Here is a 25097-nt window from a genome sequence, read left to right as displayed (position 1 = left end):
GCCCCGTCGATCACCTCATTCATTCGCACTTCAAACGGATACCCGCATGCAAGCCCTGTCGTTCAACGTGATGTCCGTGCAAGGCGCGCCGGCCCAGGTCGACGTCGAGATCGAACGCGTCGTGATCGCCGGCTGGGCCGGCCGCGATCCGGCTGCGATCCGCGCGCACATCGACGAACTCGCGGCGCTCGGCGTCGCGCCGCCGTCGACCACGCCGTGTTTCTATCGCGTGGCGTCCGCGCTGCTCACGCAGGCGCCGTCGATCGGTGTGCTCGGCGCGCGCTCGGGCGGCGAGATCGAATGCGTGCTGATCGACAGTCCGGCCGGCACGCTGGTGACGGTCGGTTCCGATCATACGGATCGGAAGGTCGAGGCCTACGGCGTCGCGGTGTCGAAACAGGTATGCGCGAAGCCGCTCGGCCGCGACGCATGGCGCCATGCGGACGTCGCCGGTCACTGGGACGCGATCGAGATGCGTTCGTGGCTGGTCAGGCCCGGCGGCGAACGCGTCGCGTATCAGCATGGCGCGGTCAGCGGACTGCTCGCGCCGGATGCGCTGTGGCAGCGCTTCGACGAGCGGCGCACGATGCCCGCGCGCTGCGCGATGTTCGGCGGCACCGTCACCGTGCACAGCGCGATCGCGGCGATGGGCGACGGCGACGCGTTCGAGATGGAACTGCACGATCCGGTGCTCGGGCGCAGCCTGCGGCATCGCTATGCGGTCGAGGTGTTGCCGGTTGTGGCGTGACGGAGGGTGGCGGGTGCGCAGGCAATAAATGGCTTGAACAGCATGCTGATCCGCCACCCGCCCTCGTCGACCACCGTCACCGCAAGCACCCCAGCCCCGCCAGCGCCGCTTCCACCGCCGTATCGAGCGGCGTCACCGGCTCACGGCCCAGCACCGCCGTCACCCGTGCGTTGTCCATCCGCAGCGGCTCGCGCCACAGATAACGCATCTCGATCATCTCGCGCATCGTCGTGACGAACGGCGCGGCGACCCACACGAGCCACCACGGGAAACGCCGCACCGTCGGCCGCATCCCGTGCCGCTGCGCGACGCGGCGCACGGCCTGGGCCATCTGCGTGCCGTCCGCGTCCCAGTGACCGCCGAGATGGAAGCGCGCGAACGGCGCCAGCGTGTCGCGCCGCTCGAGCAGTTCGACCATCGTGCGCGCGACATCCGGCAGGTACGCCCATTGATGGCCGACGCCCGGCCGGCCCGGCACGCTGATGGCCGCGACGGGTCGCCCGGCCTTGACGAGTCCCTGCCCGAACCAGTTGTTGCCCGCGTGCGCGCCGAAGAAATCGCCGGCCCGCACGATGATCGTGCGAACGCCCTGCGCGGTCGCCGCCTGCAACCGCCGCTCCAGCTCGACGCGAATCGCGCCCTTGCGCGTCACCGGATGCTGGGGCGCCTCCTCGCGCAACACCGGAAACGCGTCGGGACCGTAGTTGTAGACCGTCCCCGGCAGCACGACGGTCGCCTGCGCGACGGTCGCCGCCGCGATCGTGTTGTCGATCATCGGCAGCACCTGCCCGCTCCAGTTCCGGTAGCCGGGCGGGTTCACCGCATGCACGATCACGCTGCAGCCGCGCGCCGCGCGGACCACCGCCTCGCGGTCGAGCGCGTCGCCGCGCATCCACGCGATCCCGTCGCGCTCCACCGTCTCGGCGTCGAGCCCGCGCTTGAGCGCGCGCACCTGCCAGCCGGCATCGCGCAACTGACGCGCGACCTCGCCGCCGATGCCTCCGCTCGCGCCGAGCACGAGTGCCTGTCGTTGCGTCCCGCCTGCGTTCACCGTCATTGCCGCTCTCCGTGAATGAACCGTCGTCAGCACGCATTCTGGCGCTCGGCCACCTGACAAGGAATTGCTGAACACAATGGATCAGTTATACATTTATGCATGGCCATCGATCTGAACTGGGAACGCTACCGCACCTTCCTCGCCGTGCTGACGGAAGGCTCGCTGTCGGGCGCGGCGCGCGCGCTCGGCATCACGCAGCCGACGGCCGGCCGCCACGTCGCGGCGCTCGAGGCCGCGTTCGGCCAGACGCTGTTCACGCGCTCGCCGTCGGGGCTGCTGCCGACCGACGCGGCCCTCGCGCTGCGCGGCCATGCGGAGGCGCTGCGCAGCGCGGCGGCCGCGTTCGAGCGGGCGGCCGCGAGCCACGGCGCGGGCGTGCGCGGCACCGTGCGGATCTCGGCCAGCGACGTGATCGCGGTCGAAGTGCTGCCGCCGATGCTCGCGCAGTTGCGGCGCGACCATCCGGGGCTCGTGATCGAACTGGTGCCGACCGACCGCATCCAGGACGTGCTGAACCGCGAGGCGGACATCGCGGTGCGGATGGCGCCGCCCGCGCAGGACGCGCTCGTCGCACGGCGCGTCGGCGACATCGACGTCGGGCTGCATGCGCGCGACGACTACCTGGCGCGCAACGGCACACCGTCGACGACCGGCGAACTCGCGCATCACGCGCTGATCGGTTTCGATACGGTCACGCCGTTCATCCGCTCGGCCGGGCGCGGGATGCCGTTGTGGACGCGCGATGCGTTCGCACTGCGCACCGACAGCAATCTCGCGCAACTCGCGATGATCCGCGCCGGCTACGGGATCGGCTTCTGCCAGAACGGGCTCGCGAAACGCGATGCGCGGCTCGTGCGCGTGCTGCCGGACGGGCCCGCGATGAAACTGGAAACCTGGGTGGTCATGCACGAGGACCTGCGGACGAGCCCGCGTTGCCGGGCCGTGTTCGATGCGCTGGCGAACGGGCTGCGCGCCTATGCCGAAGGGACGGCTGACTAGGCCGTTCGAACCCGCCGCGCAGGCGCATCGCCGCGGCGCGCGCTATTCGTGGATCTTGCCGGCGAACAGGATGTCCGCCATGCGCCGCCACGGATTGTCGGGCAGGTCGTAGCAGCGCAGCCCTTCTTCGGACGCCTCGGCCCAGTCGACCATCGCCTCCAGGTACTCGCCGATCGAGCGGTTTTCCCAGCCGAGCGCGGCGGCCGCGTAAGGCGACGGCGGCACGTCGGCCTCGAGCTGGCGCTCCTTGTGCCAGTCATGGCCCAGCACGCGCAGGAAATGAATCAGCGAGCGCTCGTCGACCACCCGCTCCAGCGCGTGCTGCAGCCGCGCGGCCATCTGGCTTTTCAGTTCGTCGTTCATGCGTATCGCCCCCTGCTACGCAACGTTCAGAAAGCTTCCATCTCGCACCAACCGGGATACGTTTCCTCAACGATGAAGAAATCGTCGAAGTAGACCAGCCCGAGCCGTTCGAGCGACCTCATGCACGCATCCGCGGCATCGCCGCCGAAGAACGGGCCGAGCGACACCAGCCGGTCCGACGCGTCGAAGCAGTCAGCGAAATTGAATTCGCGCATGACCGCAGACAGGTCGACCGCTTTCTCGATCAGCGCCGCTCGTCGAACGACAATCCCGAAATCTCTCGATATCTTCATCGGTACCGACTCCCGTCGAATACGTGTCTGCGCGCCGACGCGCACGCTCGCTTCACATCAGCAACTGCCGCGACAGCACCTCGCGCGCCTGCGTGACCGTCTCGCGTTCGCCCGGCATCGGCGGCGTCAGCGAGAACACCGCGTCGGGCAGCGCCGGCAGCCGGTATTTCGCGCCGAGCCGCACGAGGCCCTCGCCGATCGCCGACGCGCACAGGCAGCCGACGCCGAGCCCCGCCGCGAGCATCGACTGCAGCCCCGCGACACCCGACGCGCTGTGCACGAGCACGTACGGCGCGTGCTGCTCGTCCAGCGAGCGCACCGCGATCTGATGCATCATGCAGTCGTCCGGCAGCAGCACGAGCGGCAACGGCTCGGGCAGTTGCTCGGCGAGCGCGGGCGACGCGACCCACGACAGCGGCTCGCGCCGCAGCACCCAGCGCGTATCGGCCGACGCCGGCCGGAACGGGCCGCTCGACAGGTTCATCACCACACCGAGATCGATCTGCCCGCGCGCGTGGGCGGCTTCGATCTCCGCGCTCTTCATCGCGCTCACGTGCAGGCTCAGTTGCGGGTAGCACTCCCGCAGCCGCGCGAGCAGGCCCGCGACTTCATGCGTCCGGTAGTAGTCGGTGATCGCGACGCGCAACTCGCCCTTGATCGCCTGTCCGCGCACTTCGTCGAACGCGGCCTCGTTCAGCGCGACGATGCGCCGCGCGTGCTGCAGCAGGCGCGCGCCGGCCGGCGTCGGCTCGACGCCGCGCTTGCTGCGCACGAACAGCGGCACGCCGGCGCGCGATTCGAGCTTGCGCACCTGCTCGCTGACCGTCGACTGTGACAGATGCAGCAGCGGCGCGGCCGCCGTAAGGCTGCCCGCATCCGCCACCGCCGCGAACGTGCGTAATTGATCCAGGTCGAAACCGCGCATCGCCCCCTCCATCCATCGAGTAACCCGATTGATGCTACCACCAATTCCCGCTTTTCCGATTCATCGACGATCCGCAGAATATCGGTTCAACGGCCCGCCTGAACCCGTTTCGACCGGATTCAGCATGCGTTGCGGCCCTCATTCTTCCGGACCTCCGTTCATGACCGACAACACCCTCGTCCCTTGCGCGCCGGCCGCCGCGGCACCGCCGCGCAGCCATCACGGCTGGGCGCTCGTGGTCCTGCTGGTCGGCGCCATTCTGCCGCCGCTCGACTACTTCATCGTGAATCTCGCGCTGCCGGCCATCCGCGACGGCATCGGTGCGCATCCGGCCGAACTGCAGCTCGTCGTGTCGGCCTACGCGTGCGCGAACGCGGTCGTGCAGATCACCGGCGGGCGCCTGGGCGACCTGTACGGCCGCAAGCGGATGTTCATGATCGGGATGGCCGGCTTCGTCGTCGCCTCGGCGCTGTGCGGGCTCGCCGGCAGCGGCGCGGTGCTGGTCGGCGGCCGCGTGCTGCAGGGCCTGTTCGCCGCGATCCTTGCGCCGCAGGTGCTCGCGACAATCCGCAGCGTGTTCAGCCCGCAGGAGCAGGTGCGCGTGATGGGCTTCTACGGTTTCGTGTTCGGCCTCGCGGCCGTGATCGGTCAGCTCGGCGGCGGCGCACTGATCAGCCTGCATCCGTTCGGGCTCGGCTGGCGTGCGATCTTCCTGGTCAATGTGCCGATCGGCATCCTCGCGCTGCTCGGCAGCTGGCGCTTCATCCCGGAAAGCCGGCCGCCGCGCGGCCAGCGCATCGACGTGCCCGGCATGGTGCTGCTGTCGCTGTTCCTGCTGATGCTCATCTATCCGCTCACGCACGGGCGGGAGGCGGGCTGGCCGCTGTGGATGGTCGCGTGCGTCGTCGGCGCGCTGCCGATGCTCGGCGCGCTGCTGGCGGTCGAAGCGCGCCGGCTCGCCGGCGGCCGCGATCCGCTGCTCGACGTGCGCCTGCTGCACAACCCGGTCGTCGCGCTCGGGCTCACGCTCGCGTTCCTGTTCTACATGCTGAGCGCGTTCTTCCTGAGCTACGGGATCTATCTGCAGGGCTGCCTGAACTGGTCGCCGCTCGCGTCGGGGCTCGCGATCCTGCCGCTCGGCATCGGCTTCCTCGCGAGCCCGCTGCTGATGCCGCGCCTCGTCGAGCAGTTCGGCGGCTATCGCGTGCTCACGCTCGGCTTCGCGATGCTCGCCGCCGGCGTCGCGACCGCCGCCGCACTGGCCGGGGAGCACGCGCCGGGCCCGGGTTTCCATGCGGGGATCGCGGCGATCGGCATCGGGCAAGGGCTCGTGCTGCCGTCGGTCGTGCGGATCGTGCTGGCGGAAGTCGACGCGGCGCGCGCCGGGGTCGCGTCCGGCATGGTCACCGCGATGCTGCAGATCGGCGCGGCCGTCGGCGCGGCGACGCTCGGCGGGCTGTTCTTCGCACGGCTCGGCGCGCAGCCGGGTGCGCTCGACTACGTGCAGGGGTTCAGGACGGCGATGTGGGCGCTGACGATCGTGCTGCTCGTGTGCGTCGCGTTGTCGGCCGCGCTGGGGCCGATGCATCGGCGGGCGCGGGCCGGCGCGTGACGGCGCCGTGTTCGGGACCCATCGCCGGCAGCGACATGGAAACGGCGCATGCGCGACCGCTCGCCGGCATCGGGCTCACGAGTGATGCTTGAGTTGCGCGTGCCGCGCTTCCCATTCGGCCAGTTCGACGCGATAACGCGCCAGCGCCTCGTCGTACAGGTCGAAAACGCACGGCGAGCAGCCGCTGTTGCAGCAGTCTTCCAGTTCGGGTTGTTCGGGCGGGGTCGGACGCGGATCATCGTCAGGCGTATCCGCAGAGGCAGGCTTGGTCACGTCTTCAGTCACACGATGTCGAACGAACAGTATACGGTGATGATCGGCGCCCCGCAGGCACGCGCGTTCACGGAGCCGTGCATCCGCATCTGCCGCCCCGATCGGCTGAGCGAAATCGCGGCGATCGCGGACATTCCGCGCGCGCGATTTCGCATGCCCTGACGTCGTACTCGCGTGCGATAGCCTGCCCCCTACGCCACGCGGCCGCTCACCGGAATCGACGCGCCGGTGATCGCCTGCGCGTCGGCCGACAGCAGGAACCCGATCGTCGCCGCGAGCTGTTCGGGCCGGACCCAGCGCGAGAAATCCGCATCGGGCATGTCCGCGCGGTTCGGCGGCGTGTCGATGATGCTCGGCAGCAACGCGTTCACGGTCACGCCGCGATCGAGCAGTTCCGCCGCCAGCGCCTCGGTAAGCCGCGCGACGCCCGCCTTCGCGGCCGCATACGCGCCCATGCCCGCGCCGGCCTTGAACGCCGCACCCGCGCCGATGTTGACGATGCGGCCGGCCGGGCTCGCCACCAGGTACGGCAGCGCGGCCTTCGACGCGTTCAGCGCCGTCTTCACGTTCAGTTCGTACATGCGGTCCCACGTGGCCGCATCGCCGTCGGCGATCGTCTGCCACGCGAACGCGCCCGCGATGTTCAGCAGCGCGTCGACCCGGCCGAATTCGCGATGCACGGTGTCAAGCGCACGCACGGCCGCCTGCGGATCGACAAGGTCGATGCCGCCGATGCGCAGCGCATCGGCCGGCACGCCGGGCAACGCCTGCGCGTCCGGCGCCGCGCCGCGGCCGATCAGCGCGACGCGGGCACCGCGCTGGCCGAGCCAGGCAGCCGTGGCGGCGCCGAGATGGCCGAATCCGCCGGTGATCGCGACTGCCTTGCCTTTCAGGTCGTGTTCCATCGATGTGCTCTCCTGGGTCGAGGGGGGTGGTTGATGTGTGGTTCAGGGTCGATGCCGGCCGCGACGCGGGTAGGTCCGGCCGGCGTTTCGACAGCGTAGCGCCGTTCACGCTTCCGTGCGCGCGGTGACGCGTGGTGATACCGGCAGTAGCAGAACACCTGGCCGATGAACACGAGCCGCGCCAGCGCGAACAGCGGCCATTTGCCCGGCATGGTGGACACCGCGGGGGTGGGCGCGGTGGCGGGACACGTCGTGACGGCGACGGTCGGCGCCGGCCTGCACGCGCCTCGGAAGCGAAGCACGACACGGTGGCATCGGATACGGACCGTCTCGCGCACCCGATCGCGAAACAGTTCGCGGCGAAGAACACGACGCATGCGTGGGTGCCGACCACGTCGGCGAGCTGATACGCCGGTGCCGCGCCTGTGGGGCACGACTGCGCGCACTGGCGGGCGGCCCGGCATAATGCGCGACACGGCACGCCGCGCGGTGCATCGCGCTCGCCGCCGCGCCCTCGATCGGCCTGCGCCGTTTTCGTCACGAAACCCGAACTCAACCCGTCTATCCCATGCAAGTACTCGTCGTTGGCACCGGCAAGCTGGCAACCGAACTGCTCGGCTCGCACCGGCTCGACCCGGCAACCTGTCGCGTGATGGCCTGGTCGGACCATGCACGCATCGACGCCCGTTCGATCGTCGTGCACGCCGGATCCGGCCGCGAGCTGCCCGCCGTGATCGAATTCTGCCGCGCAACGGGTTCGCCGCTCGTCGAGTTGTCCACCGGCTCCGACGTCGAGACCGGATCGCACGACTTCCCCGTCGTGCTCTGTCCGAATACGAACATCCTGATGCTCAAGTTCATGAGCATGCTGGAAACCAGCGGCCATCTGTTTCGCGACTGCCAGATCAGCGTGACGGAGTCGCACCAGGCCAGCAAGACGTCCGTGCCCGGCACCGCGGTCGGCATCGGCCAGTCGCTCGGCGTGCCGGCGCACGACATCCGCTCCGTGCGCGACCCCGGCGAGCAGCGCGACGCCCTGCAGATTCCCGACGATCAGCTCGGCCGCCATGCGTTCCACCGGATCCGCATCGAGGATGGCGCCTGCAGCCTGCAGTTCGAATCCCGCGTGTACGGCGCGTCGCCTTACGCGGACGGCGTGTCGCGGATCGTCGAGGCCGTCCGGCAGCACGAACTCGAACCTCGCCGGTACTCGATCGTCGAGTTCATCCACAACGGCTGGCTGTAGGTGCTGTAGGTGCTGTAGACGCGACGGTGCGCGTGCCGGCCGCCGACGCGCCGTCCGGCACGCCCGACGGTCGCAATCGCGCCATCGGCGACGCTCGCGTTACCCGTCGCCCGGCACGGCCCCGCTCTCCGGCAACGTCGCACCGCCGTCGACGACGATCGTCTGCCCGGTGATATACGCCGCATCAGCCGACGCGAGAAACAGCATCGCGTTCGCGATGTCCTCCGGCTCGCCCATCCGCGCGAGCGGGATATCGCGCGCGATCCGTGCGGCGACCGACGCATCGCCGAGATTGCCGGCTGCCGGCGTGCGGATCATCCCCGGCTCGACGCCGTTGACCGTCACGTTGCGGCGTGCGAGTTCGAGCGCCGCCGCACGAATGAAGCCGTTCACGCCGGCCTTCGACGCCGCGTAGTGCGCGAGCCCCGGATAGACGACGCGCGGCCCGGTCACCGACGACGTGACGAGCAGCCGCCCGGCCCCCGCTCGCTCGAATGCCGGCAACGCAGCCTGGGCAAGCCAGAACAGCGCCGACAGGTTGACCGACAACGTGCGCTCGAGCGTCGGCTCGTCGATCCGCGCAAACGGGGTCAGCGGGAAGTACGCGGCGTTGTGAACGACGACGTCGAGCCGGCCGCTGTCTCGCTCGACCGCCGCGACGAGCGCGACGAGTTCGTCGCGGCTCGCGGCGTCGGCACGATACGCGCGCGCCTCGCCGCCCGCGCTGGCGAGCGCGTCCGCCTGCGCGTCAGCCGCATCGCCGTTGAGATCGGCGAGCGCGACGAACGCACCGGATTGCGCGAAACGGCGCGCGATCGCCGCGCCGATCCCCTGCGCGGCGCCCGTGACCAGCACGACACGTCCGCTGAAATCCGCACGCAGGCGGCCGCTGCCGAGCATGGCGTTCATCGCTGCGCCTCGCCGCCGAGCGGATGCACGGTTTCGTTCAGCACCTGCGCATGCGCGCCGATCGGGAAGTTCGACAGCGTGCCGAAATCGCCGCCCTGATAACCGAAGATCTTGCCGTCCGTCTTGCGTTGCGCGAGGTCGATCAGCACGACGCCGAGCGTCGGCACCACCTTCTCGCGCCACACGAACAGATACAGTTGCTCTGCAATCCTGAAGTAATGGCAGCGGTCCACGTCCGCCAGCCCGCCTTCGACGCCCTGCAGGCATTGCCACGCGTAGAAGTGCGCGTTCAGGTAGATGTGCTCGTAGCATTCGGTCGGGCTGTAGCGATACATCGTCCGCTTGCCGATCAGTTCGCGCGTGAGCCCGTGCAGCGGGCCCGGCTGCGCATGACCGCCGAGCGTGCCGTGCCGGAACGTCGCGTCGACGCCCGTCAGCGGCAACCCGCGCGCGACGCGTGTGAACGCGTCGACATGCGTATCGGCTTCGGTCGGCAGCGTGCCGACCACCGACGTCCACACGCCGTTGCCGACGTCGATCACGAGGCTGACCGACGTCGCGCGCGCCACCGGGTCGATGTAGTCGACGAAGTACAGGTCGTCGCGCAGCCGCGTGACACGGCACGGCGCACGGCCGCCCGTGTCGGCCGCCGCGTCGCGCCATTGCAGCGCGTCCGCCTCGAACGTATAGACGCGCCACGCGCCCGCTGCATCGCCGAGGGCCAGTGACTGCCCGACGAGCGCGTTCACGGGCGCGAGGATGTGCGCGTCCGGCGCGAAGCCGTCCGCGAGCGCGCCTACCTGGATGAATACCGGATCCTGTCGTTCCACCTGCCGTCTCCCGCGCAGCTTCAGGCCCGGCGGGCCGTGTACGCTGCTCATGCGCACATGGTGCGGGCTGCGTGCGCCGCGCGGTATCGGCCAAAAGGATGAAGGGCGCGCGGCGCCGGAACGCGCTAAAGTGCACGTGATCCGCGCCGCTGCCGGCGCGAGGAGCGCTCATGCACCGTGTCACCCATTACCGACGGACCGATGAAGGGATCGAGGCGATCAGCCTCGAGTCCGATCGCACGTTTCCGCGGCATGCGCACGACGAATTCGGGATCGGCGTGATCGTCAGCGGCGCACACCGGTCGTGGAGCGGCCGCGGGCAGGTCGACGCGCTGGCCGGCGACGCGATCATGGTCAATCCGGGCGAGATGCACGACGGCATGCCGCTCGATGCAGGCACGGGCCGGCGCTGGCGGATGCTGTACCTCGCGCCCGCGCTGGTCGCGTGCGTCGCGGCGGAAGAAGGCCTCGATGGTGTCGAACTCGCGCATCCGGCCGTGCGCGACGCGCGGCTCGCCGCCGCCTTCGGCCGGTTGCATGCACGGATCGTCGCAGGAGACACGCTGCCGCTCGCGCGCGACGAAGCGCTCGTGACGCTGGTCGCCGCACTGCTTGCGCGGCATTCGAACCGCGCGCTGCCGGCCGCGGGCGTCGCACCGGCGATCCGCGTGGCCCGCGAGCGGCTCGATGCAGCACCCGCCACACCCGTTTCGCTGGCCGAACTCGCCGGCCTGAGCGGCGTGAGCCGCTTCCAGTTGCTGCGCGGGTTCGCGCGCGAACTCGGCATCACGCCGCACGCGTATCTGCTGCAGTCGCGCACTCGACTGGCGCGTGCACTGCTCGCGAGCGGCCGGCCGATCGCGGATGCCGCGGCCGAAGCCGGTTTTGCCGACCAGAGCCACCTCACGCGCGCGTTCGCACGCCAGTTCGGCATCACGCCGGGACGATTCACGCAGGCCGGCTGACGCGGGCTTCCCGGCCACCGCGCAGCGGCCGCGGGCTCGACGACGCCGATCGTTGCCGTTCGGTATCGGCGGCTCTTGCCGGCGGCGCTTGCAGCCATCCGGAAAATATCGGACGCGCACCCTGCCACGCGCCCGTTCCACTCGCCTTCACCGCTGCAATTTCGTTCAAGACGCCCACGCCGCGGCACGCGATGATGCGGCGCATGAAGACACGACTGATCGGCTATCTCTATCTCGCCGCCGCGATGGCGGGCGTCGGCAGCACCGTCATCGCGAGCCGCCTCGCGGCCGACGGCCTGCCGCCGTTCGCGGCCACCGCGCTGCGCTTCCTGATCGCCACCCCGTTGCTGTACGCGCTGATGCGTGCGCAGCGAATGCGATGGCCGCGGATCTCCGCGCGCGACGCCGTGCTGTTGGTCGTCCAGGCCGCGGCGGGCGGGGTCGGCTATACGGTGCTGCTGATCAGCGGCACGGCGCTGTCGTCGCCGGTCGACGCCGGTGTGATGCTCGGCACGCTGCCGGCGATGTCGACGCTGATCGCGGCGGTCGTGCTGCGCGAGCCGCAGACGCCGCGTGACTGGAGCGCGGCCGCGCTTGCCACCGCCGGCGTGCTGTTCGTCACGTTCGCACCCGGCCAGGCGATGCCGTCGCTGCGGACGCTCGCCGGCGACGCGCTGGTGCTGGCAGCCGTCGCATGCGAGGCCGTGTTCATCCTGCTCAACCGGCGGCTGGCGGCGCCGCTGCCGCCGCTCGTGCTGTCGACGGCGATGTCGGGTCTTGGCTTCATGCTCGCGCTGGTGCCGGCCGCGTTCGAATGGCACGCACTGACGACCGGCTGGACCGTCGGCGCGATGTCGGCGATCGCGTACTACGCACTGGTGCCGACCGTGCTCGGCTACCTGTGCTGGTATGCGGGTTCGGCACGCACGAGCGGCACCGAAGCCGCGCTGTTCACGGCGGTCGCGCCAGTCACGGCCGTGCTGTTCGCCGTCGCGCTGTTCGGCGAGACGCTGGGCGGCACGCGGCTGCTCGGCATCGCGCTCGTCGTCGCGGGGATGGGGGTGGGCGCGACGCGGCGACGTGAACCACCGGCAAGCGAAGCAGACGCGCAGTCGAGGCTGCCGACGCGGTCGGCGGCATCCACATCGGCCGCTGCCGATTGATCCGCGCGAGCGACGACTGCAGGAATGTGTCCACGCGCGGCAAAACCGTTGCGTATCGTCGCGCAAGATGCAATATTCGCGTGGCCGGGCCATTTGACCACCACCGAACAATAAACCGCATCGCCATGAACAAGAAGGAAGCCAAGACAAGAATCGCGGCGCTGCTGTCCGCGGGCGCGAGGAAAGCCGACGTGCTGGCCGAGCTGGCCGGGCAGGGCCTCAAGGATCGCGTGCTCGCGCGCCTGATCGCGTCGCACCCCGACCCCGAGCTGTGCAGAAAGAACAAGGTGCACACCCGGATCCTGATCGGGCTCGGCATCGCGCAACTGGCGATCAGCGTCTGGCTCGCCTATCTCCTCCTGGCGGACGGACTCAGCAGAGGCGCCTCGCTGCTGTTCCTCGCACTGACGGTGCCGCTGTCGCTGCTGTTCATCTGGGGCTTCGCGACCCATCGCGTCGGCGCGTATCACGCGTTCATCATCCTGTCGCTGCTGCAACTGCCGAAGACCATCGCCGATCTCGGCCACGATCCGTCGTCGGCACTGCCGAGCCTCGGGGTGACGGTCATCCTGGTGGGCTACGTGTGGTTCGTCCGCAACCGGCTGTTCCCCGACTTCGGCTGGTTCACGCCGCGCAAGGTCGAAGGCCGTTACGCATTCGTGGAAAGCGCCTGACGCCGCCTCCACGTTCACCGCGACCACGAAAAAAGGCGCCGGGCCGCCCCGCAATCGCGGGGCAGGCCGGCGCCTTCTGCATTCCGGAATCCGGCAGCTTCTTACTTGGCCTTCTCAGCCGTATCGCTGATTGCCTGGCCACCCTTCGAAATGTCCTGCCCCATGCCGGCAACGGTATTGCAACCGGCGAGCGCGGCGGTCACCACCAGCAGCATTGCAGCAATCGTACGCGTCATTCTCACTCTCCTTCGAATCAACAAGCCCGACCGGGCGAATCGGATGAGGCGGGGCGCCCTGCGGCGCGCAGGACACGGGGCCTGACCTGATTATACGGAGACGACCGCCGCGCGCCACACAGCCGGTCGAACAGATTTTCCTTGACTTCGTCAGCACGCGAACTAATATACGCACCGCGTATATTTTCCACCAGGGTGCCGCCGATGACCGTTCCCCAGCAAGCCTTCCTGCGCGACGCGATGCGCCGCCTGAACATGACCCGCGAAACGTTCGCGAACCGCATCGGCGTGAGCCGCCGCGCGCTGGACACCTGGCTATTGCCGGACGACTCGCAGGAATCGCGCGGCATGCCCGAGATCGTCGAGCGGTTCGTGTCGGAAATCGTCGAACGCGCGGCACCGGACGGCGGGGACTATACGCAAAGCGTAGACAAACAGGGGCTCGCGAAGCAATTCCTGTTCGAAGGCAAGCCGCAGCTGATCTCGGTGGACCAGTTCTCGCGGGATTCGGTCGAGGCGCTGTTCCGCGTCGCCGACGTGATGCAGCCGATCGCGCGCCGCCACAAGATCTCGCGCGTGCTCGAAGGCGCCGTGCTCGGCAACCTGTTCTTCGAGGCGAGCACGCGCACCCGCGTGTCGTTCGGCGCGGCCTTCTGCCGGCTCGGCGGCTCGGTGTGCGACACGACCGGCTTCACGTTCTCGTCGATGGCCAAGGGCGAATCGATCTACGACACGAGCCGCGTGATGGCCGGCTATGTCGACGCGCTCGTGATCCGCCACCCCGAGAAAGGCTCGGTGGCCGAATTCGCGCGCGCGACCAACCTGCCGGTGATCAACGGCGGCGACGGCCCGGGCGAACACCCGAGCCAGGCACTGCTCGATCTCTATACGATCCAGCGCGAGTTCTCGCGGCTCGGCAAGATCGTCGACGGCGCACATATCGCGCTCGTCGGCGACCTGAAATACGGCCGCACCGTGCACTCGCTCGTCAAGCTGCTCGCGCTGTACCGCGGGCTGAAGTTCACGCTCGTGTCGCCGCCGACGCTCGAAATGCCGGCGTACATCATCGACCAGATCGCGACGAACGGCCATGTGATCGAGCAGACGAACGACCTCGCGGCCGGGCTGCGCGGCGCGGACGTCGTCTATGCGACGCGGATCCAGAAGGAGCGCTTCACCGACGAGTCGTTCGAAGGGTACACGCCGGATTTCCAGATCAACCAGGCACTCGTCGATTCCGCCTGCAAGCCCGACACGCTGATCATGCACCCGCTGCCGCGCGACAGCCGGCCCGGCGCGAACGACCTGTCGGTCGACCTGAACCGCGATCCGCGCCTCGCGATCTTCCGGCAGACCGACAACGGCATTCCGGTGCGGATGGCAATCTTCGCGGTGCTGCTCGGCGTCGAGAACCTCGTCCAGCATTCGATGCGCGACGCGACGTGGCGCCCGCCGGCGTACCTCGGGCCGGAGGATGCGGTGTTTCACGGGATTGATTGACCCGCATCCGGTGCCGCGCGGCTGCACTTGAACACTTTTGTTCGAGGGCCGCGCACGCTGACGTCACGCACGACGCGCCGCCTCGCACGGCGCGTTTTCATTTTCGGCGCGGGTGACGCAGGGCAATCCGACAGGTATTACCGGGCCCACGGATCGATCACGCGCAGGCCGGCCGCCTCGAACGGCGCGACGTCGCGTGTGGCCACGATCAAGCCGTTTGCCGCGGCGGTTGCGGCGATAAAGCCATCGGCAGACGCCATCGCGTTGCCCGTAGCGCGGGCCTTCGCGCGAAGCCCCGCGTACGCTTTGGTGGCGGCATCGTCGAACGGCAGGATTCGACCGCGAAACAGCGGCACGACGCGCTGCTCGATGCTTTGGTGCAGCCAGTCCCGCCGTCGCCCTTCCGGCAGAGCGGCCACGCCGAAGCGCATTTCCGCGAGACTGATCGCCGCAAGAAACAGCGTCTCGACGTTCTGCGCGTCGAGCCATTCGATCACGGCCTGGCTCGGCTCGCGCCGCAGCGGCTCGGAAATGACGTTGGTATCGACCAGGATCATTCGAAGCTCATCGGATCGGTTGACGCCCGGTCACGAGGCATCTCGAAATCGAATCCTCCCGCCTCCCGCCCGATTTCAGCCAGCAGCGTTCCAAGCCTGGGCCGGCCGCCGGGCCGGACCGCCTGCTCCAGGATCTCGCGCACCTCGGCTTCGGTACTGCGGCCGTGTTGCGCCGCACGGATCCGGAGCGCGCGATGCACTTCGTCGGGCAAATTTCGAACGGTAATCACAGGCATGATGCACCCCGCCACAATTGCTTTCAATGCATGCATCCTATCACCTTGCTGTCAGTTTGGACGAGTGAAGACTCGACTACTGTAGCCGGCTCGACAAGGCCTTCATACTCGGCCATTCTCCCCGCCACGCAAGCCTCTGAAGCCTCCGCAACATTCGTCAACATTCTCCTCGCAAACGCTAACAAGAACGCTTCTCATTCGCGAATAAATTACATAGAATGCCGCCTGAAAACAAATCGTAATAATTCCCGGCGGCGTGCACATTTCCGTGGCGCGCCGTTTCCGGGGCCACACCGCGAGGTCGAAGCGCACCATGAAGTCCCGTCCTGAAGAGTTGAAGCTCGGCAAATTCACCACCCTGTGCAGCGTGCTCGCCGCGAGCCCTGCGTTCGCCGACGGCACGCCGCCGCCCGCCCCGGTCGGCACCGAGGGCCATCTCGCGCCGATCGAGATCCAGGGCAAGACCGAGCACAGCTACAAGGCCGACTTTTCCGCATCCGCGAAATTCACCGCGCCGCTCGTCGACACGCCGAAGTCGGTGACCGTGATCCCGCAGGAGCTGATCCGGAACAGCGGCGCGGCGACGCTGACCGAAGCGCTGCGCACCGTGCCCGGCATCACGTTCGGCGCCGGCGAAGGCGGCAACCCGCTCGGCGATCGCCCGTTCATCCGCGGCTACGACACGCAGGGCAGCATGTTCGTCGACGGGATGCGCGACACGGGCGCGACCACGCGCGAGATCTTCAACACCGAGCGCGTCGAGATCACCAAGGGCTCCGATGGCGCGTACGGCGGCCGCGGCGGCGCGGGCGGCAGCATCAACCTGATCACGAAAGCACCGCACCTCGGCACAACGGCCGCCGCGAGCGCGGGCCTCGGCACCGACCGCTACCGCCGCTTCACCGCCGACGGCAACTGGCAGTTCGCCGATCACGCCGCGTTCCGCCTGAACCTGATGAGCCACAACAACGACGTCGCCGGCCGCGACGCCGTCAACAACGAGCGCTGGGGCGTCGCGCCGTCGATCGCGTTCGGCCTCGGCACGCCGACGCGCGTGACCGCGAGCTATTACCACCTGTCGACCGACGACATGCCCGACGGCGGCATTCCGTACTTCTACACGACGTCGAACAAGCCTGCGAACGTCGACACGATCTATCCGGCGCCCGTCGACCGCCACAACTTCTACGGCCTGATCGACCGCGACTTCCGCAAGACCACGTCGGACATCAGCACGATCAAGATCGAGCACGACATCACGCCGGGGCTGACGGTGCGCAACACCACGCGCTACACGGAATCGACGCAGGACTATATCTGGACGCAGCCGGACGACAGCCAGGGCAACGTGGTCAACGGCAAGGTCTGGCGCCGCAACAACAACCGCAACAGCTCGATCAACAGTCTCGCGAACCTGACCGAACTGTTCGGCGAATTCCGCACCGGCCCGTTCAAGCACGGCTTCACGACCGGCATCGAGCTGTCGCGCGAATGGGGCAAGCGCGATTCGTACACGGTCGCGACCGACAAGGGCACGATCTGCCGGAAAGGCATCGGCGCGCCGTCGGGCTACAACTGCACGAGCCTGTGGTCGCCGAACCCGAACGACCCGTGGGCCGGTTCCGTCACGCGCAACAACGACTATGCGCATGCGCGCACCACGACCCAGTCGATCTACGGTTTCGACACGATCGAGCTCACGCCGCGCTGGCAGGTGAACGCCGGTGTGCGCGTCGACGACTACTCGACCCGCTTCACCGACACCCGCGCGAACGGCGGCAAGACCTACACGCGCGACGACACGCTCTTCAACTGGCAGGCCGGCCTCGTGTTCAAGCCCGCGCGGAACGGCAGCATCTACGCGTCGTATGCGACGTCGTCGACGCCGGCCGGCATGCTGCTCGGCGAAGGCAGCGAAACGCAGTCGCTCACGCCGGGCCGCGGCGGCGTCGGGCCGAATGCCGATCAGATGGCACCCGAAAAGAATCGCAGCATCGAGCTCGGCACGAAGTGGAACGTGCTGAACGACACGCTGTCGCTGACCGGCGCGCTGTTCCAGATCGACACGACGAATGCGCGCGTGACGCTGCCGAACAACCAGTACGCGATGGTCGGCAACAAGCGCGTGCAAGGTCTCGAGCTCGGCGTCGCCGGCCAGATCACCCGGCAGTGGCAGGTGTTCGGCGGCTATACGTACATGAAGAGCGAGCTGCGCAACAACGGCAAGGACGCCGCGAACGACGGCCACCGGTTCCCGAACACGCCGAAGCACAGCCTGACGATGTGGTCGAACTACGACGTGACGCCGAAATTCACCGTCGGCGGCGGCGCGTTCTACATGTCGGAAGTGTTCGGCGATCCCGCGAACCTGCGCGCGGTGCCGTCGTACTGGCGTTTCGATGCCATGGCGCAATACCGGATCAACAAGAAGCTCGACCTGCAGCTGAACGTCAACAACCTGTTCAATCGCACGTACTTCGATCAGGCCTATCCGTCGCACTACGCGTCGATCGCGCCGGGCCGCTCCGCGTTCGTCACGCTGAACGCGCGCTACTGATCGATGGAGGCCGTATCGCTGAAGGCGCTCGCGTCGGTGTCGCCGCGCGAGTTCGCCGCCATCCTGGCCGGGCCGCCCGAACGCGCCGCCGCGTGGGTCGCGGCGGCCGCCGACAACGGGATCGTCGACGCACAGGCCGTCTATGGACAGTACCTGCTCGACGGGCATGGCGTCGCGCGCGATCCGGCCGCCGCATTCGGCTGGTTCCGGCACGCGGCGCGAGCCGGCCACCCGATGGCGATGAACATGCTCGGCCGCTGCTACGAGCTCGGCTGGGGCACGGCCGCGTGCGCGCCGGTGGCCGTGTACTGGTACCGGCTCGCCGCGCAGGCAGGGCTCCACTGGGGCATGTACAACTACGCGACGGCGCTCGCGCTCGGCAACGGCGTCGACGCGGACCGCGCCGCCGCGCTCGACTGGTTTCGCCGTGCGGCCGCGCTCGGCCATGCGAAATCGATCAACCTGATCGGCGGCTTCTACGAGGATGGCTGGGTCGTGGCCGTCGATGCCGACACCGCATTCGACCACTATCGCCGAGCGGCCGAGGCCGGCGATTTTCGCGGCCAGTTCAACTATGCGCGGCTGCTCGCCGAGCGCGGGCGCATCGACGAGGCACTCGCCTGGCTCGCGCGTGTGCCGGCCACCGCCACCCCTGCGTTCGTCGCGAAGATGCACGCGTATCTTGCGTCGTCGCCGCTCGCTGCGTTGCGCGCGGCGGCACTGCAGTTGCCGTCTCGCGGCATGGAATGCGAATCATGATGCTTCATATCCCCGGCGTGCTGACCAAGGCACAGGTCGCGCAATGCCGCGACATGCTCGATACCGCCGACTGGGTCGACGGCAACGCGACGTCCGGCGCGCAGTCCGCGCTGGCGAAACGCAACCGGCAGTTGCCGGAAGGCTCGCCCGTCGCGCGTGCGCTTGGCGAGGCGATCCAGGATGCGCTCGCGCGACATGCGCTGTTCTTTTCGGCGGCGCTGCCGCTGAAGGTGTTTCCGCCGCTGTTCAATCGCTATTCAGGCGGCGAGACGTTCGGCACGCATGTCGACAACGCGATCCGGCTGCTGCGCGGCACGGATTTTCGCGTGCGCAGCGATCTGTCGGCAACGCTGTTTCTCGAGGAGCCCGATGCGTACGACGGCGGCGAGCTGTGCGTGGAAGATACGTATGGCGTGCATCGCGCGAAGCTGCCGGCAGGCGATCTCGTGCTGTATCCGGCGTCGAGCCTGCATCGGGTGACGCCTGTTACGCGCGGCGAGCGGGTCGCGTCGTTCTTCTGGATCCAGAGCATGGTGCGCGACGATGGCGATCGCACGCTGCTGTTTCAGCTCGATACGCAGATTCAGGCGCTGTCCGCGGAAAAAGGCGCGAAGGATCCGATGGTCATTTCATTGACGGGGATTTATCACAACCTGTTGAGGAAGTGGGCGGATGCGTAGGGTAAACCGGTAGCGGTGCACCCGTGCGGAAAAACATCGGTCGAGGGAGGTCCGCCGTCGCTTGCATCGGATCGCCACGCGCGTCTAAAATGACCATCGTCAAATGACCATGCTCATATCATGATGCCGCACGCACCCGTATCGAAATCCGAATTCAAGGCTCGCGCACTCGAATACTTCCGGCTCGTCGAGGCTTCAGGTGAAAGCCTCATCGTCACCGATCACGGCAAGCCGACGCTCGAGATCCGGCCGTATCGCGCACGCGAGGCTCAGCCGTTGGACATATTGCGCGGCTCGGTCATGCGCTACGACAATCCTCTCGATCCGATTGCGGAAGATGATTGGGAGGCGTCACGGTGATCGTGCTGGATACGCATGCATTGGTGTGGTGGGTGGCGGGCGATCCGTCGCTCGGCAAGAAGGCTCGCAGCGCGATCGATCGCGCGCGCGGCGAAGGTACGCTCGCTGCTTCCGCGATCTCCGCATGGGAAATCGCGATGCTGGTGCGCAACGAGCGCCTCGCGCTGACGATGGACGTCGATGCATGGCTCGCCACGGTCGCGCAAATCGACGGCATGCGCTTCGTGCCGGTCGACGCCGACATCGCCGCGAAGTCCACCGCGCTGCCCGGCACGTTCCACAAGGATCCGGCCGACCGCATGATCGTCGCCACCGCGCGGCGGCTCGGCGCGCCGCTCGTCACCCGCGACGAAAAGATCCGCGCTTACGCGCACGTCAAGACACTTTGGTGATCGTCATATACGCGTTGGCCGAATCGCGACACGGCCCCCGGCCACCACTCGACAGGCGATTCGTCTGATCGAACCGAATGTGACGGTCGCGCGAAACCGTCAGCCACCGATCGACGCGCTACCCCGCCCCTGCTTCACAAATTGAATGACCCGTCCGAATGGCGGCGCGAGTTGTCCGGCAACCGCCAATGGTCCGCGATACAACGCGAATAGCACGCCATTTACCGCGCCACCGGCGAAAGCTTGCTCGCCGAAGCCGTCCACTGACATTCTTTCCGACTGCAATGCCCGCACGTCGGTAACATCCGCACTTGCCGATCCCCGCCCGCTCCCGCACAATCGGCCCACCTGCCTTCCTCCCCCCGCGCCGATGTCCTATGCGTCACTCGCCACCGGCGTCCTGCTCGCCGGCGGTCTCGGTCAACGCTTCGACCCAAGCGGTCTGCACAGCAAGCTGCTCGCGCTGCTTCCCGACGGCACGCCGGTTGCGGTCGCGGCCGCCCGTCGCCTCGCGGCGGCCACGGCCGACGTGATCGCCGTCGTGCGCCCCGGCGCCGAAAAGCTCGCGATTCTGCTGAACGAAGCCGGCTGCCAGGTCGTCTATGCGCCCGATGCGATGCGCGGCATGGGCGCGAGCCTGGCGGCCGGCGTCCGCGCCACGCCGGAAGCGACCGGCTGGCTCGTCGCGCTCGGCGACATGCCGTGGATCGCGCCGTCCACCTACGAAGCAGTCACGCGAGCCCTCGATGCCGACGACGCGTCGATCGTCGCCCCCGCGCATCGTGGCGTGCGCGGCCATCCGGTCGGTTTCGCCGTGCACCACTATGATGCGCTCGCCACGCTCGACGGCGACACGGGCGCCCGCGCGCTGTTCGCCAGCGCGCCGGTGAACCTGCTCGCCGTCGAGGATCCCGGCATCCTGCGCGACGTGGATACGCCGGCGGATCTGCGCTGACGCCAATCGCGCCGACCGCACCGCGCATGCCTGTCGTCGCGAAATCCGGCGCGTTGCCCGCGAAACGCCGTCTATCTCGAGCAATCCGCACGCCGCCGCCAGAATCCCGCTGCAAACACCCGCCCGATTGCCTATAACGGAGACGAGGCGCACGCCGCGCCACCGCCGTCACGCATTGCGCGAGTTCCCCATGGACCACACGACCCCGATGCCCGAGCCCCCGGCCGACCCGAACCGCGATCCGGAAGACGATCCGCTGTCGCCACCGCCGCCGGGGCATCCTCACGACAACCCGCAGCAGCCCGACGGACCGCCGAGCAAGGACCCTGTCTAGCCCGCGCGCGGCCCGCTTCGCGTCGCTCGCGCCTTTCGGCCTGATCCGGCACGCGCCTGCGCGGGACGACCGCCGGTCGCACCCCGCTTCATCGCGCCCGCTACCGCGCCGTATACCCGCCGTCGATCGCCAGCGACACCCCGCTGACCATCGACGCCGCGTCGCTGAGCAGGAACAGGATCGGCTCGACCACCTCGTCCGGCTCGGCGAAACGCCCGAGCGGAATCGCCGCGAGCATCGGCGCACGCTTCTCCGGCTCACTCCACGCAAACCGCGCCATCGGCGTGAGCGTGACGGTCGGGTTCACGCTGTTCACGCGAACCCCGTGCGGCCCGAGTTCGATGCAGAGCACGCGGGTGATCGCATCGAGCGCCGCCTTCGACGCGCAATAGCTCAGATGCGCGGGCAGGCCGACGAGCGCGGCCTGGCTCGATACGTTGACGATGCTGCCCCGCGCATGCGCGGCGCCACGCCCGTCGCGCGCGACCATCTTCCGCGCGACGGCCCGCGCCACGAGCGCCGCGCCGCGCGCATTGACGGCCATCACGCGATCGAAGTTGTCCGCATCGACCTCGAGCGCCGGTTCGAGCGACGCGACGCCCGCGCAATTGACGAGCCCGTCGAACGCGTCGTGCGTGGCGAGCGCCGCATCCAGCGCATGTGCGTCGCCCCCGATGTCCATGCGCAAGGTATCGCAGGCGATTTCACCCGCCAGCACATCGAGCGCGGCCGCATCGCGCCCCGCCGCGACGACGCGCGCGCCCGCATTGGCGAGCGCAACCGCGCAGGCGCGCCCGATCCCGCTCGACGCACCGGTGACGAGCACCCTTGAACCGCTGAAATCGAATCGTGTCTTCATGGTGAAGTGCGCAGCGCGTGCATGATCGGCTTGAGCGCCGGATACAGCGCCGTATAACGCGTGAAGCGCGCCGCATACGCATTCGCGCGCCCCGCATCGGGCCGCGCGCGTTCGACGAGCGTGACCCAGCCGCCTTGCGCGTCGTCGTGCGATACGAGTCCCGCGCCAACGCCCGCGAGCAGCGCGGCGCCCATCGCGGCTTCGACGTCCTGTTCGATCGTCCATACCGGAAAACCCGTCACGTCCGCGACGATCTGCATCCACAGCGCCGAATGCGCGGCGCCGCCCACGACGATCAGCCGGTCGTCCAGCGCCGCCGCGCCGCGCCGGCCGGCCTCGATGTTGTGCCGCAGCGCGAACGCGACGCCCTCGAGCACCGCGCGATACAGGTGCGCACGCGTATGCGCGAGACTCAGGCCGACGAACGCGCCGCTCGCCTTCGCATCCCACACCGGGCTGCGTTCGCCCATCAAATACGGCAGGAACAGCACGCCGTCGGCGCCGGGCGGCACGCGCTCGGCCGCTTCCTCGAGCAGCACATGCGGATCGCCATGCGGCAGCAGCCTCGCCGCATCGATTTCCGCATGACAAAACTGATCGCGAAACCACGCGACCGACGCACCGGCCGTGATCGCGCCGCCGAACACGTACAGGTCGCGCTGACCGTTGAACACGTGCGGCATGCTGACGAGCCCGTGCCGCGCATCGACGTGCTGGTTCACATAGCCCCAGCACATGCTGGTGCCGATCATCGCGACGTGCTGCCCGCTGCGCGTCGCGCCGGCCGCGAAGGTGGCGACGGCCGCATCCACGCCGCCCGCGACGACCGGCGTGCCGGCCGGCAAACTGAGCTGCTCCGTCCATTGCGACAGCAGCCCGCCGACGACGTCGGTCGACTCGACGAGCCGCTCGGGCATCATCGTCGCCGGGATGCCGAGCATGTCGAGCGCGTCGTCGGACCACTCGCGGCGCGCGACGTCGTACACGCCGCCGATGTTCCCGGCCGAGCTGTGGTCGACCGCGACCTCGCCGGTCAGCAGGTAGATCACGTAGGCGTTCGGCGGCAGGAAATAGCGCACGTTCGCCCACACGTCCGGGCGCTGCTCGCGCAGCCACAGCATCTTCGTGAATCCGTAGTAGCTGTCGACGCCGTTACCGGTGATCACGCGCAGCCGCTCGACGTTCACGTGTTCGTTGACCCAGTCGACTTCCGCGGTCGCGCGCCGGTCCATCCAGATCAGGCACGGATGGAGCGGCCGCATGTCGGTATCGACCGGAATGCCCGAGCCGCCGTACAGGCTGCTCACGCACACGGCGCGGATCGCGTCGGCCGGCACGCCGCGCGCGCGCGCGTCGCTCACGCAGCCCGCGATGCAGTCGAGCACCGCGTCGAACCATACCTGCGGCCACTGTTCGGCCCACAGCGGGCGCGGCGTGTCGGGCTGGTAGCCGGCCGAGCGGCGCGCGACGATGGTGCCGTGCCGGTCGACGAGCAGCGCCTTGGTGCTCTGCGTGCCGATGTCGACGCCTATGACGTATTCCATGATGTCTCCGGTGAGGCGCACGCGCCGGCGTTCAACGGGCCGGCTTCAGCAGCACCTTGATCGATTCGGCCGATTTCGCGACGCGGATCGCGTCGTCCCACTCTTCGAGCGCGAAGCCGTGCGTGACGATGCCTTTCGACGTGACGAGCCCGCGCGCGAGCAAATCGATCGCGACCGGATAACAGTATGGCCCCAGATGCGCGCCGCGCACGTCGAGCTCCTTGCGGTCGCCGATGATCGACCAGTCGGCGGTCGTGTCCTCGCCGAACACGCTGAACTCGACGAAGCGGCCGAGCTTGCGGATCAGTTCGAGCCCCTGGTTCACGCCGACCGGCACACCGGTCGTCTCGATGTACACGTCGCATCCGTAGCCGTCGGTCAGCGTGCGGACGATCTCGCGCGCGTCGTCGCGCTTCGGGTTGATCGTCACGTCGGCGCCGTATTGCCGCGCGAGTTCGAGCCGCTCGTCGATCAGGTCGATCACGACGAGCTGCTTCGGCGTCTTCAGGTGTGCGACCTGCGTCATCATCAGCCCGAGCGGGCCCGCGCCGGCGATCACGACGACGTCGTCGAGCTGAAGGTCGCCGCGGTTCACGGTATGGATCGCGCACGACAGCGGCTCGATGATCGCCGCATCCTCGAGCGATACGCCAAGCGGAATCTTGTGCACGATCGCCGTCGGCGGAATGCGCATGTAGTCGGCCATCCCGCCGTCGGCCACCTCGCGCTGGAAGCCGAAGATGTTGTGCACTTCGCACATCCAGTACTGGCCCGACTTGCAATAGCGGCACTTGCCGCACGGCACGATCTGCTCGGCGATCACGCGGTCGCCCACCGCCACGCCGAAGTGCTCGGCCGCGCCGTCGCCGAGCGCCTCCACGTAGCCGAAGAATTCGTGGCCGGGTATCACGGGGGCCTTCACCCACGGGCTCGGTCCGCCCCAGAACATCTTCGCGCCCGTATAGCACTTGCAATCGCTCGCGCAGATCCCGCATGCGGCGATGCGGATAACGAGCTCGTTCGGGCCCGCGCGCGGCTTCGCGACCTGTTCGACGCGGTAATCCTCCGGGCCGTGGCAAACCACCGCGGTCATGCGCGGCTGGGATTCGGGTGTCGTCATGAAAGTTTTCTCGTCCGTTAGTGATTCGGATATCTGATGAATGACG

29 protein-coding genes are annotated in these 25097 nt (G+C 68.6%); 15 read left to right on the top strand and 14 right to left on the bottom strand.

The annotated features are described in order from the left end of the window. The first annotated feature begins 46 nt into the window (after positions 1–46). The gene (locus DIE22_RS32330; protein WP_124499189.1) at positions 47–748 is read left to right on the top strand and encodes a DUF2848 domain-containing protein; all 702 of its coding nucleotides are present in this window, start codon (positions 47–49) and stop codon (positions 746–748) included. A gap of 76 nt (positions 749–824) precedes the next feature. Here the strand turns inward: DIE22_RS32330 and DIE22_RS32325 are convergent, their stop codons facing one another. After that, on the bottom strand, positions 825–1805 hold the full coding sequence (locus DIE22_RS32325) for an NAD-dependent epimerase/dehydratase family protein (protein ID WP_124499190.1): 981 nt from the start codon (positions 1803–1805) through the stop codon (positions 825–827). 99 nt (positions 1806–1904) lie between these two features. Between DIE22_RS32325 and DIE22_RS32320 the strand changes: the two genes are divergently transcribed. After that, positions 1905–2804 (top strand): LysR family transcriptional regulator, encoded by a 900-nt coding sequence (locus DIE22_RS32320; RefSeq protein WP_124499191.1) that lies wholly within the window; start codon positions 1905–1907, stop codon positions 2802–2804. Between the two features lie 42 nt (positions 2805–2846). Here the strand turns inward: DIE22_RS32320 and DIE22_RS32315 are convergent, their stop codons facing one another. Genes DIE22_RS32315 through DIE22_RS32305 form a run of 3 tightly spaced genes read right to left on the bottom strand, consistent with a single transcriptional unit; the run spans position 2847 to position 4385 of the window. Continuing rightward, a complete protein-coding gene (locus DIE22_RS32315) occupies positions 2847–3167 on the bottom strand; it encodes a hypothetical protein (protein WP_124499192.1) in 321 nt (106 codons plus the stop codon). Positions 3168–3193: 26 nt separating this feature from the next. Beyond that, positions 3194–3505, bottom strand: coding sequence for a hypothetical protein (locus DIE22_RS32310; RefSeq protein ID WP_124499193.1), 312 nt, complete (start codon positions 3503–3505; stop codon positions 3194–3196). A gap of 7 nt (positions 3506–3512) precedes the next feature. After that, positions 3513–4385 (bottom strand): LysR family transcriptional regulator, encoded by an 873-nt coding sequence (locus DIE22_RS32305; RefSeq protein WP_059509127.1) that lies wholly within the window; start codon positions 4383–4385, stop codon positions 3513–3515. 160 nt (positions 4386–4545) lie between these two features. On the opposite strand from DIE22_RS32305, the gene DIE22_RS32300 reads away from it, so the two are divergent. Further along, the gene (locus tag DIE22_RS32300; RefSeq protein ID WP_124606959.1) at positions 4546–5997 is read left to right on the top strand and encodes an MFS transporter; all 1452 of its coding nucleotides are present in this window, start codon (positions 4546–4548) and stop codon (positions 5995–5997) included. A 75-nt stretch (positions 5998–6072) separates the two neighbouring features. Here DIE22_RS32300 and DIE22_RS32295 read toward each other — a convergent pair whose 3' ends face one another. Both DIE22_RS32295 and DIE22_RS32290 read right to left on the bottom strand, forming a co-directional pair. Then, positions 6073–6270 carry an oxidoreductase-like domain-containing protein gene (locus DIE22_RS32295; protein ID WP_124499281.1) on the bottom strand — a complete coding sequence of 66 codons (198 nt, stop codon included), beginning with the start codon at positions 6268–6270 and terminating at the stop codon, positions 6073–6075. A 191-nt stretch (positions 6271–6461) separates the two neighbouring features. Further along, entirely contained in the window at positions 6462–7175 is a 714-nt protein-coding gene (locus tag DIE22_RS32290; protein ID WP_124499195.1) for an SDR family NAD(P)-dependent oxidoreductase, read from the bottom strand. A 568-nt stretch (positions 7176–7743) separates the two neighbouring features. On the opposite strand from DIE22_RS32290, the gene DIE22_RS32280 reads away from it, so the two are divergent. Further along, positions 7744–8421: a dihydrodipicolinate reductase C-terminal domain-containing protein gene (locus tag DIE22_RS32280; RefSeq protein WP_124499196.1), complete on the top strand. Its 678-nt coding sequence runs from the start codon at positions 7744–7746 to the stop codon at positions 8419–8421. Positions 8422–8520: 99 nt separating this feature from the next. Here the strand turns inward: DIE22_RS32280 and DIE22_RS32275 are convergent, their stop codons facing one another. Together DIE22_RS32275 and DIE22_RS32270 are read right to left on the bottom strand one after the other, a co-directional pair. Further along, positions 8521–9330: an SDR family oxidoreductase gene (locus tag DIE22_RS32275; protein WP_124606958.1), complete on the bottom strand. Its 810-nt coding sequence runs from the start codon at positions 9328–9330 to the stop codon at positions 8521–8523. After that, positions 9327–10160 carry a molybdenum cofactor biosynthesis F family protein gene (locus tag DIE22_RS32270; RefSeq protein ID WP_124606980.1) on the bottom strand — a complete coding sequence of 278 codons (834 nt, stop codon included), beginning with the start codon at positions 10158–10160 and terminating at the stop codon, positions 9327–9329. The genes DIE22_RS32275 and DIE22_RS32270 overlap by 4 nt, the downstream gene beginning before the upstream one ends. Positions 10161–10330: 170 nt before the next feature. Here DIE22_RS32270 and DIE22_RS32265 point away from each other — a divergent pair, with 170 nt between their 5' ends. From DIE22_RS32265 to DIE22_RS32255, 3 genes are all read left to right on the top strand, one after another. Then, entirely contained in the window at positions 10331–11125 is a 795-nt protein-coding gene (locus tag DIE22_RS32265) for an AraC family transcriptional regulator (protein ID WP_124499198.1), read from the top strand. Between the two features lie 203 nt (positions 11126–11328). Further along, a complete protein-coding gene (locus tag DIE22_RS32260; protein ID WP_124606957.1) occupies positions 11329–12288 on the top strand; it encodes a DMT family transporter in 960 nt (319 codons plus the stop codon). A 125-nt stretch (positions 12289–12413) separates the two neighbouring features. After that, on the top strand, positions 12414–12962 hold the full coding sequence (locus DIE22_RS32255) for a permease (RefSeq protein ID WP_124499200.1): 549 nt from the start codon (positions 12414–12416) through the stop codon (positions 12960–12962). Positions 12963–13063: 101 nt separating this feature from the next. Here DIE22_RS32255 and DIE22_RS32250 read toward each other — a convergent pair whose 3' ends face one another. Further along, positions 13064–13198 carry an entericidin A/B family lipoprotein gene (locus DIE22_RS32250; protein ID WP_009688930.1) on the bottom strand — a complete coding sequence of 45 codons (135 nt, stop codon included), beginning with the start codon at positions 13196–13198 and terminating at the stop codon, positions 13064–13066. A 204-nt stretch (positions 13199–13402) separates the two neighbouring features. Here DIE22_RS32250 and DIE22_RS32245 point away from each other — a divergent pair, with 204 nt between their 5' ends. Next, a complete protein-coding gene (locus DIE22_RS32245; protein ID WP_124499201.1) occupies positions 13403–14698 on the top strand; it encodes an aspartate carbamoyltransferase in 1296 nt (431 codons plus the stop codon). 137 nt (positions 14699–14835) lie between these two features. On the opposite strand, the gene DIE22_RS32240 is transcribed toward DIE22_RS32245, so the two are convergent. Both DIE22_RS32240 and DIE22_RS32235 read right to left on the bottom strand, forming a co-directional pair. Continuing rightward, entirely contained in the window at positions 14836–15255 is a 420-nt protein-coding gene (locus tag DIE22_RS32240) for a type II toxin-antitoxin system VapC family toxin (RefSeq protein ID WP_124499202.1), read from the bottom strand. Next, a complete protein-coding gene (locus DIE22_RS32235) occupies positions 15252–15491 on the bottom strand; it encodes a FitA-like ribbon-helix-helix domain-containing protein (RefSeq protein ID WP_124499283.1) in 240 nt (79 codons plus the stop codon). The genes DIE22_RS32240 and DIE22_RS32235 overlap by 4 nt, the downstream gene beginning before the upstream one ends. A 313-nt stretch (positions 15492–15804) precedes the next feature. On the opposite strand from DIE22_RS32235, the gene DIE22_RS32230 reads away from it, so the two are divergent. The 7 genes from DIE22_RS32230 to DIE22_RS38385 all read left to right on the top strand — a co-directional run bounded on the left by DIE22_RS32230 (position 15805) and on the right by DIE22_RS38385 (position 21528). Beyond that, positions 15805–18048, top strand: coding sequence for a TonB-dependent siderophore receptor (locus tag DIE22_RS32230; RefSeq protein WP_124499203.1), 2244 nt, complete (start codon positions 15805–15807; stop codon positions 18046–18048). Positions 18049–18051: 3 nt separating this feature from the next. After that, complete coding sequence (locus tag DIE22_RS32225) at positions 18052–18807, top strand: tetratricopeptide repeat protein (RefSeq protein ID WP_124606956.1); 756 nt, start codon at positions 18052–18054, stop codon at positions 18805–18807. After that, positions 18804–19487 (top strand): Fe2+-dependent dioxygenase, encoded by a 684-nt coding sequence (locus tag DIE22_RS32220; protein WP_124606955.1) that lies wholly within the window; start codon positions 18804–18806, stop codon positions 19485–19487. Before DIE22_RS32225 ends, DIE22_RS32220 begins: the two co-directional genes overlap by 4 nt. A gap of 120 nt (positions 19488–19607) precedes the next feature. Beyond that, positions 19608–19847, top strand: coding sequence for a type II toxin-antitoxin system Phd/YefM family antitoxin (locus tag DIE22_RS32215; RefSeq protein ID WP_010089452.1), 240 nt, complete (start codon positions 19608–19610; stop codon positions 19845–19847). Then, positions 19844–20239 (top strand): type II toxin-antitoxin system VapC family toxin, encoded by a 396-nt coding sequence (locus tag DIE22_RS32210; RefSeq protein ID WP_124606979.1) that lies wholly within the window; start codon positions 19844–19846, stop codon positions 20237–20239. The genes DIE22_RS32215 and DIE22_RS32210 overlap by 4 nt, the downstream gene beginning before the upstream one ends. A 370-nt stretch (positions 20240–20609) precedes the next feature. Beyond that, the gene (locus tag DIE22_RS32205) at positions 20610–21194 is read left to right on the top strand and encodes an NTP transferase domain-containing protein (RefSeq protein ID WP_124499206.1); all 585 of its coding nucleotides are present in this window, start codon (positions 20610–20612) and stop codon (positions 21192–21194) included. 190 nt (positions 21195–21384) lie between these two features. Then, a complete protein-coding gene (locus DIE22_RS38385) occupies positions 21385–21528 on the top strand; it encodes a hypothetical protein (RefSeq protein WP_006752960.1) in 144 nt (47 codons plus the stop codon). A gap of 100 nt (positions 21529–21628) precedes the next feature. On the opposite strand, the gene DIE22_RS32200 is transcribed toward DIE22_RS38385, so the two are convergent. The 3 genes from DIE22_RS32200 to DIE22_RS32190 are packed head-to-tail and all read right to left on the bottom strand — an operon-like array spanning position 21629 to position 25051. Next, positions 21629–22387, bottom strand: a complete 759-nt coding sequence (locus DIE22_RS32200) for an SDR family oxidoreductase (RefSeq protein WP_124606954.1) — start codon at positions 22385–22387, stop codon at positions 21629–21631. Next, the gene (locus tag DIE22_RS32195; RefSeq protein ID WP_124606953.1) at positions 22384–23931 is read right to left on the bottom strand and encodes an FGGY-family carbohydrate kinase; all 1548 of its coding nucleotides are present in this window, start codon (positions 23929–23931) and stop codon (positions 22384–22386) included. Before DIE22_RS32195 ends, DIE22_RS32200 begins: the two co-directional genes overlap by 4 nt. A 31-nt stretch (positions 23932–23962) precedes the next feature. Then, a complete protein-coding gene (locus DIE22_RS32190) occupies positions 23963–25051 on the bottom strand; it encodes an alcohol dehydrogenase catalytic domain-containing protein (RefSeq protein WP_124606952.1) in 1089 nt (362 codons plus the stop codon). Positions 25052–25097 lie beyond the last annotated feature (46 nt).

The sequence above is a fragment of the Burkholderia sp. Bp9142 genome (assembly GCF_003853415.1).
Classification (GTDB): domain Bacteria; phylum Pseudomonadota; class Gammaproteobacteria; order Burkholderiales; family Burkholderiaceae; genus Burkholderia.
Note: the sequence above shows the minus strand (reverse complement) of the source record. Positions and strands in the feature narration are given on the sequence as shown.

Coding starts and splice junctions, on each gene's coding strand:
- DIE22_RS32250 (WP_009688930.1), bottom strand. CDS start 13,198: ATGACGCGTACGATTGCTGCAATGCTGCTGGTGGTGACCGCCGCGCTC.
- DIE22_RS32205 (WP_124499206.1), top strand. CDS start 20,610: ATGTCCTATGCGTCACTCGCCACCGGCGTCCTGCTCGCCGGCGGTCTC.
- DIE22_RS32195 (WP_124606953.1), bottom strand. CDS start 23,931: ATGGAATACGTCATAGGCGTCGACATCGGCACGCAGAGCACCAAGGCG.
- DIE22_RS32315 (WP_124499192.1), bottom strand. CDS start 3,167: ATGAACGACGAACTGAAAAGCCAGATGGCCGCGCGGCTGCAGCACGCG.
- DIE22_RS32300 (WP_124606959.1), top strand. CDS start 4,546: ATGACCGACAACACCCTCGTCCCTTGCGCGCCGGCCGCCGCGGCACCG.
- DIE22_RS32230 (WP_124499203.1), top strand. CDS start 15,805: ATGAAGTCCCGTCCTGAAGAGTTGAAGCTCGGCAAATTCACCACCCTG.
- DIE22_RS32235 (WP_124499283.1), bottom strand. CDS start 15,491: ATGCCTGTGATTACCGTTCGAAATTTGCCCGACGAAGTGCATCGCGCG.
- DIE22_RS32220 (WP_124606955.1), top strand. CDS start 18,804: ATGATGCTTCATATCCCCGGCGTGCTGACCAAGGCACAGGTCGCGCAA.
- DIE22_RS32260 (WP_124606957.1), top strand. CDS start 11,329: ATGAAGACACGACTGATCGGCTATCTCTATCTCGCCGCCGCGATGGCG.
- DIE22_RS32290 (WP_124499195.1), bottom strand. CDS start 7,175: ATGGAACACGACCTGAAAGGCAAGGCAGTCGCGATCACCGGCGGATTC.
- DIE22_RS32305 (WP_059509127.1), bottom strand. CDS start 4,385: ATGCGCGGTTTCGACCTGGATCAATTACGCACGTTCGCGGCGGTGGCG.
- DIE22_RS32280 (WP_124499196.1), top strand. CDS start 7,744: ATGCAAGTACTCGTCGTTGGCACCGGCAAGCTGGCAACCGAACTGCTC.
- DIE22_RS32275 (WP_124606958.1), bottom strand. CDS start 9,330: ATGAACGCCATGCTCGGCAGCGGCCGCCTGCGTGCGGATTTCAGCGGA.
- DIE22_RS32215 (WP_010089452.1), top strand. CDS start 19,608: ATGATGCCGCACGCACCCGTATCGAAATCCGAATTCAAGGCTCGCGCA.
- DIE22_RS32320 (WP_124499191.1), top strand. CDS start 1,905: ATGGCCATCGATCTGAACTGGGAACGCTACCGCACCTTCCTCGCCGTG.
- DIE22_RS32265 (WP_124499198.1), top strand. CDS start 10,331: ATGCACCGTGTCACCCATTACCGACGGACCGATGAAGGGATCGAGGCG.
- DIE22_RS32330 (WP_124499189.1), top strand. CDS start 47: ATGCAAGCCCTGTCGTTCAACGTGATGTCCGTGCAAGGCGCGCCGGCC.
- DIE22_RS32255 (WP_124499200.1), top strand. CDS start 12,414: ATGAACAAGAAGGAAGCCAAGACAAGAATCGCGGCGCTGCTGTCCGCG.
- DIE22_RS32225 (WP_124606956.1), top strand. CDS start 18,052: ATGGAGGCCGTATCGCTGAAGGCGCTCGCGTCGGTGTCGCCGCGCGAG.
- DIE22_RS32190 (WP_124606952.1), bottom strand. CDS start 25,051: ATGACGACACCCGAATCCCAGCCGCGCATGACCGCGGTGGTTTGCCAC.
- DIE22_RS32245 (WP_124499201.1), top strand. CDS start 13,403: ATGACCGTTCCCCAGCAAGCCTTCCTGCGCGACGCGATGCGCCGCCTG.
- DIE22_RS38385 (WP_006752960.1), top strand. CDS start 21,385: ATGGACCACACGACCCCGATGCCCGAGCCCCCGGCCGACCCGAACCGC.
- DIE22_RS32200 (WP_124606954.1), bottom strand. CDS start 22,387: ATGAAGACACGATTCGATTTCAGCGGTTCAAGGGTGCTCGTCACCGGT.
- DIE22_RS32240 (WP_124499202.1), bottom strand. CDS start 15,255: ATGATCCTGGTCGATACCAACGTCATTTCCGAGCCGCTGCGGCGCGAG.
- DIE22_RS32325 (WP_124499190.1), bottom strand. CDS start 1,805: ATGACGGTGAACGCAGGCGGGACGCAACGACAGGCACTCGTGCTCGGC.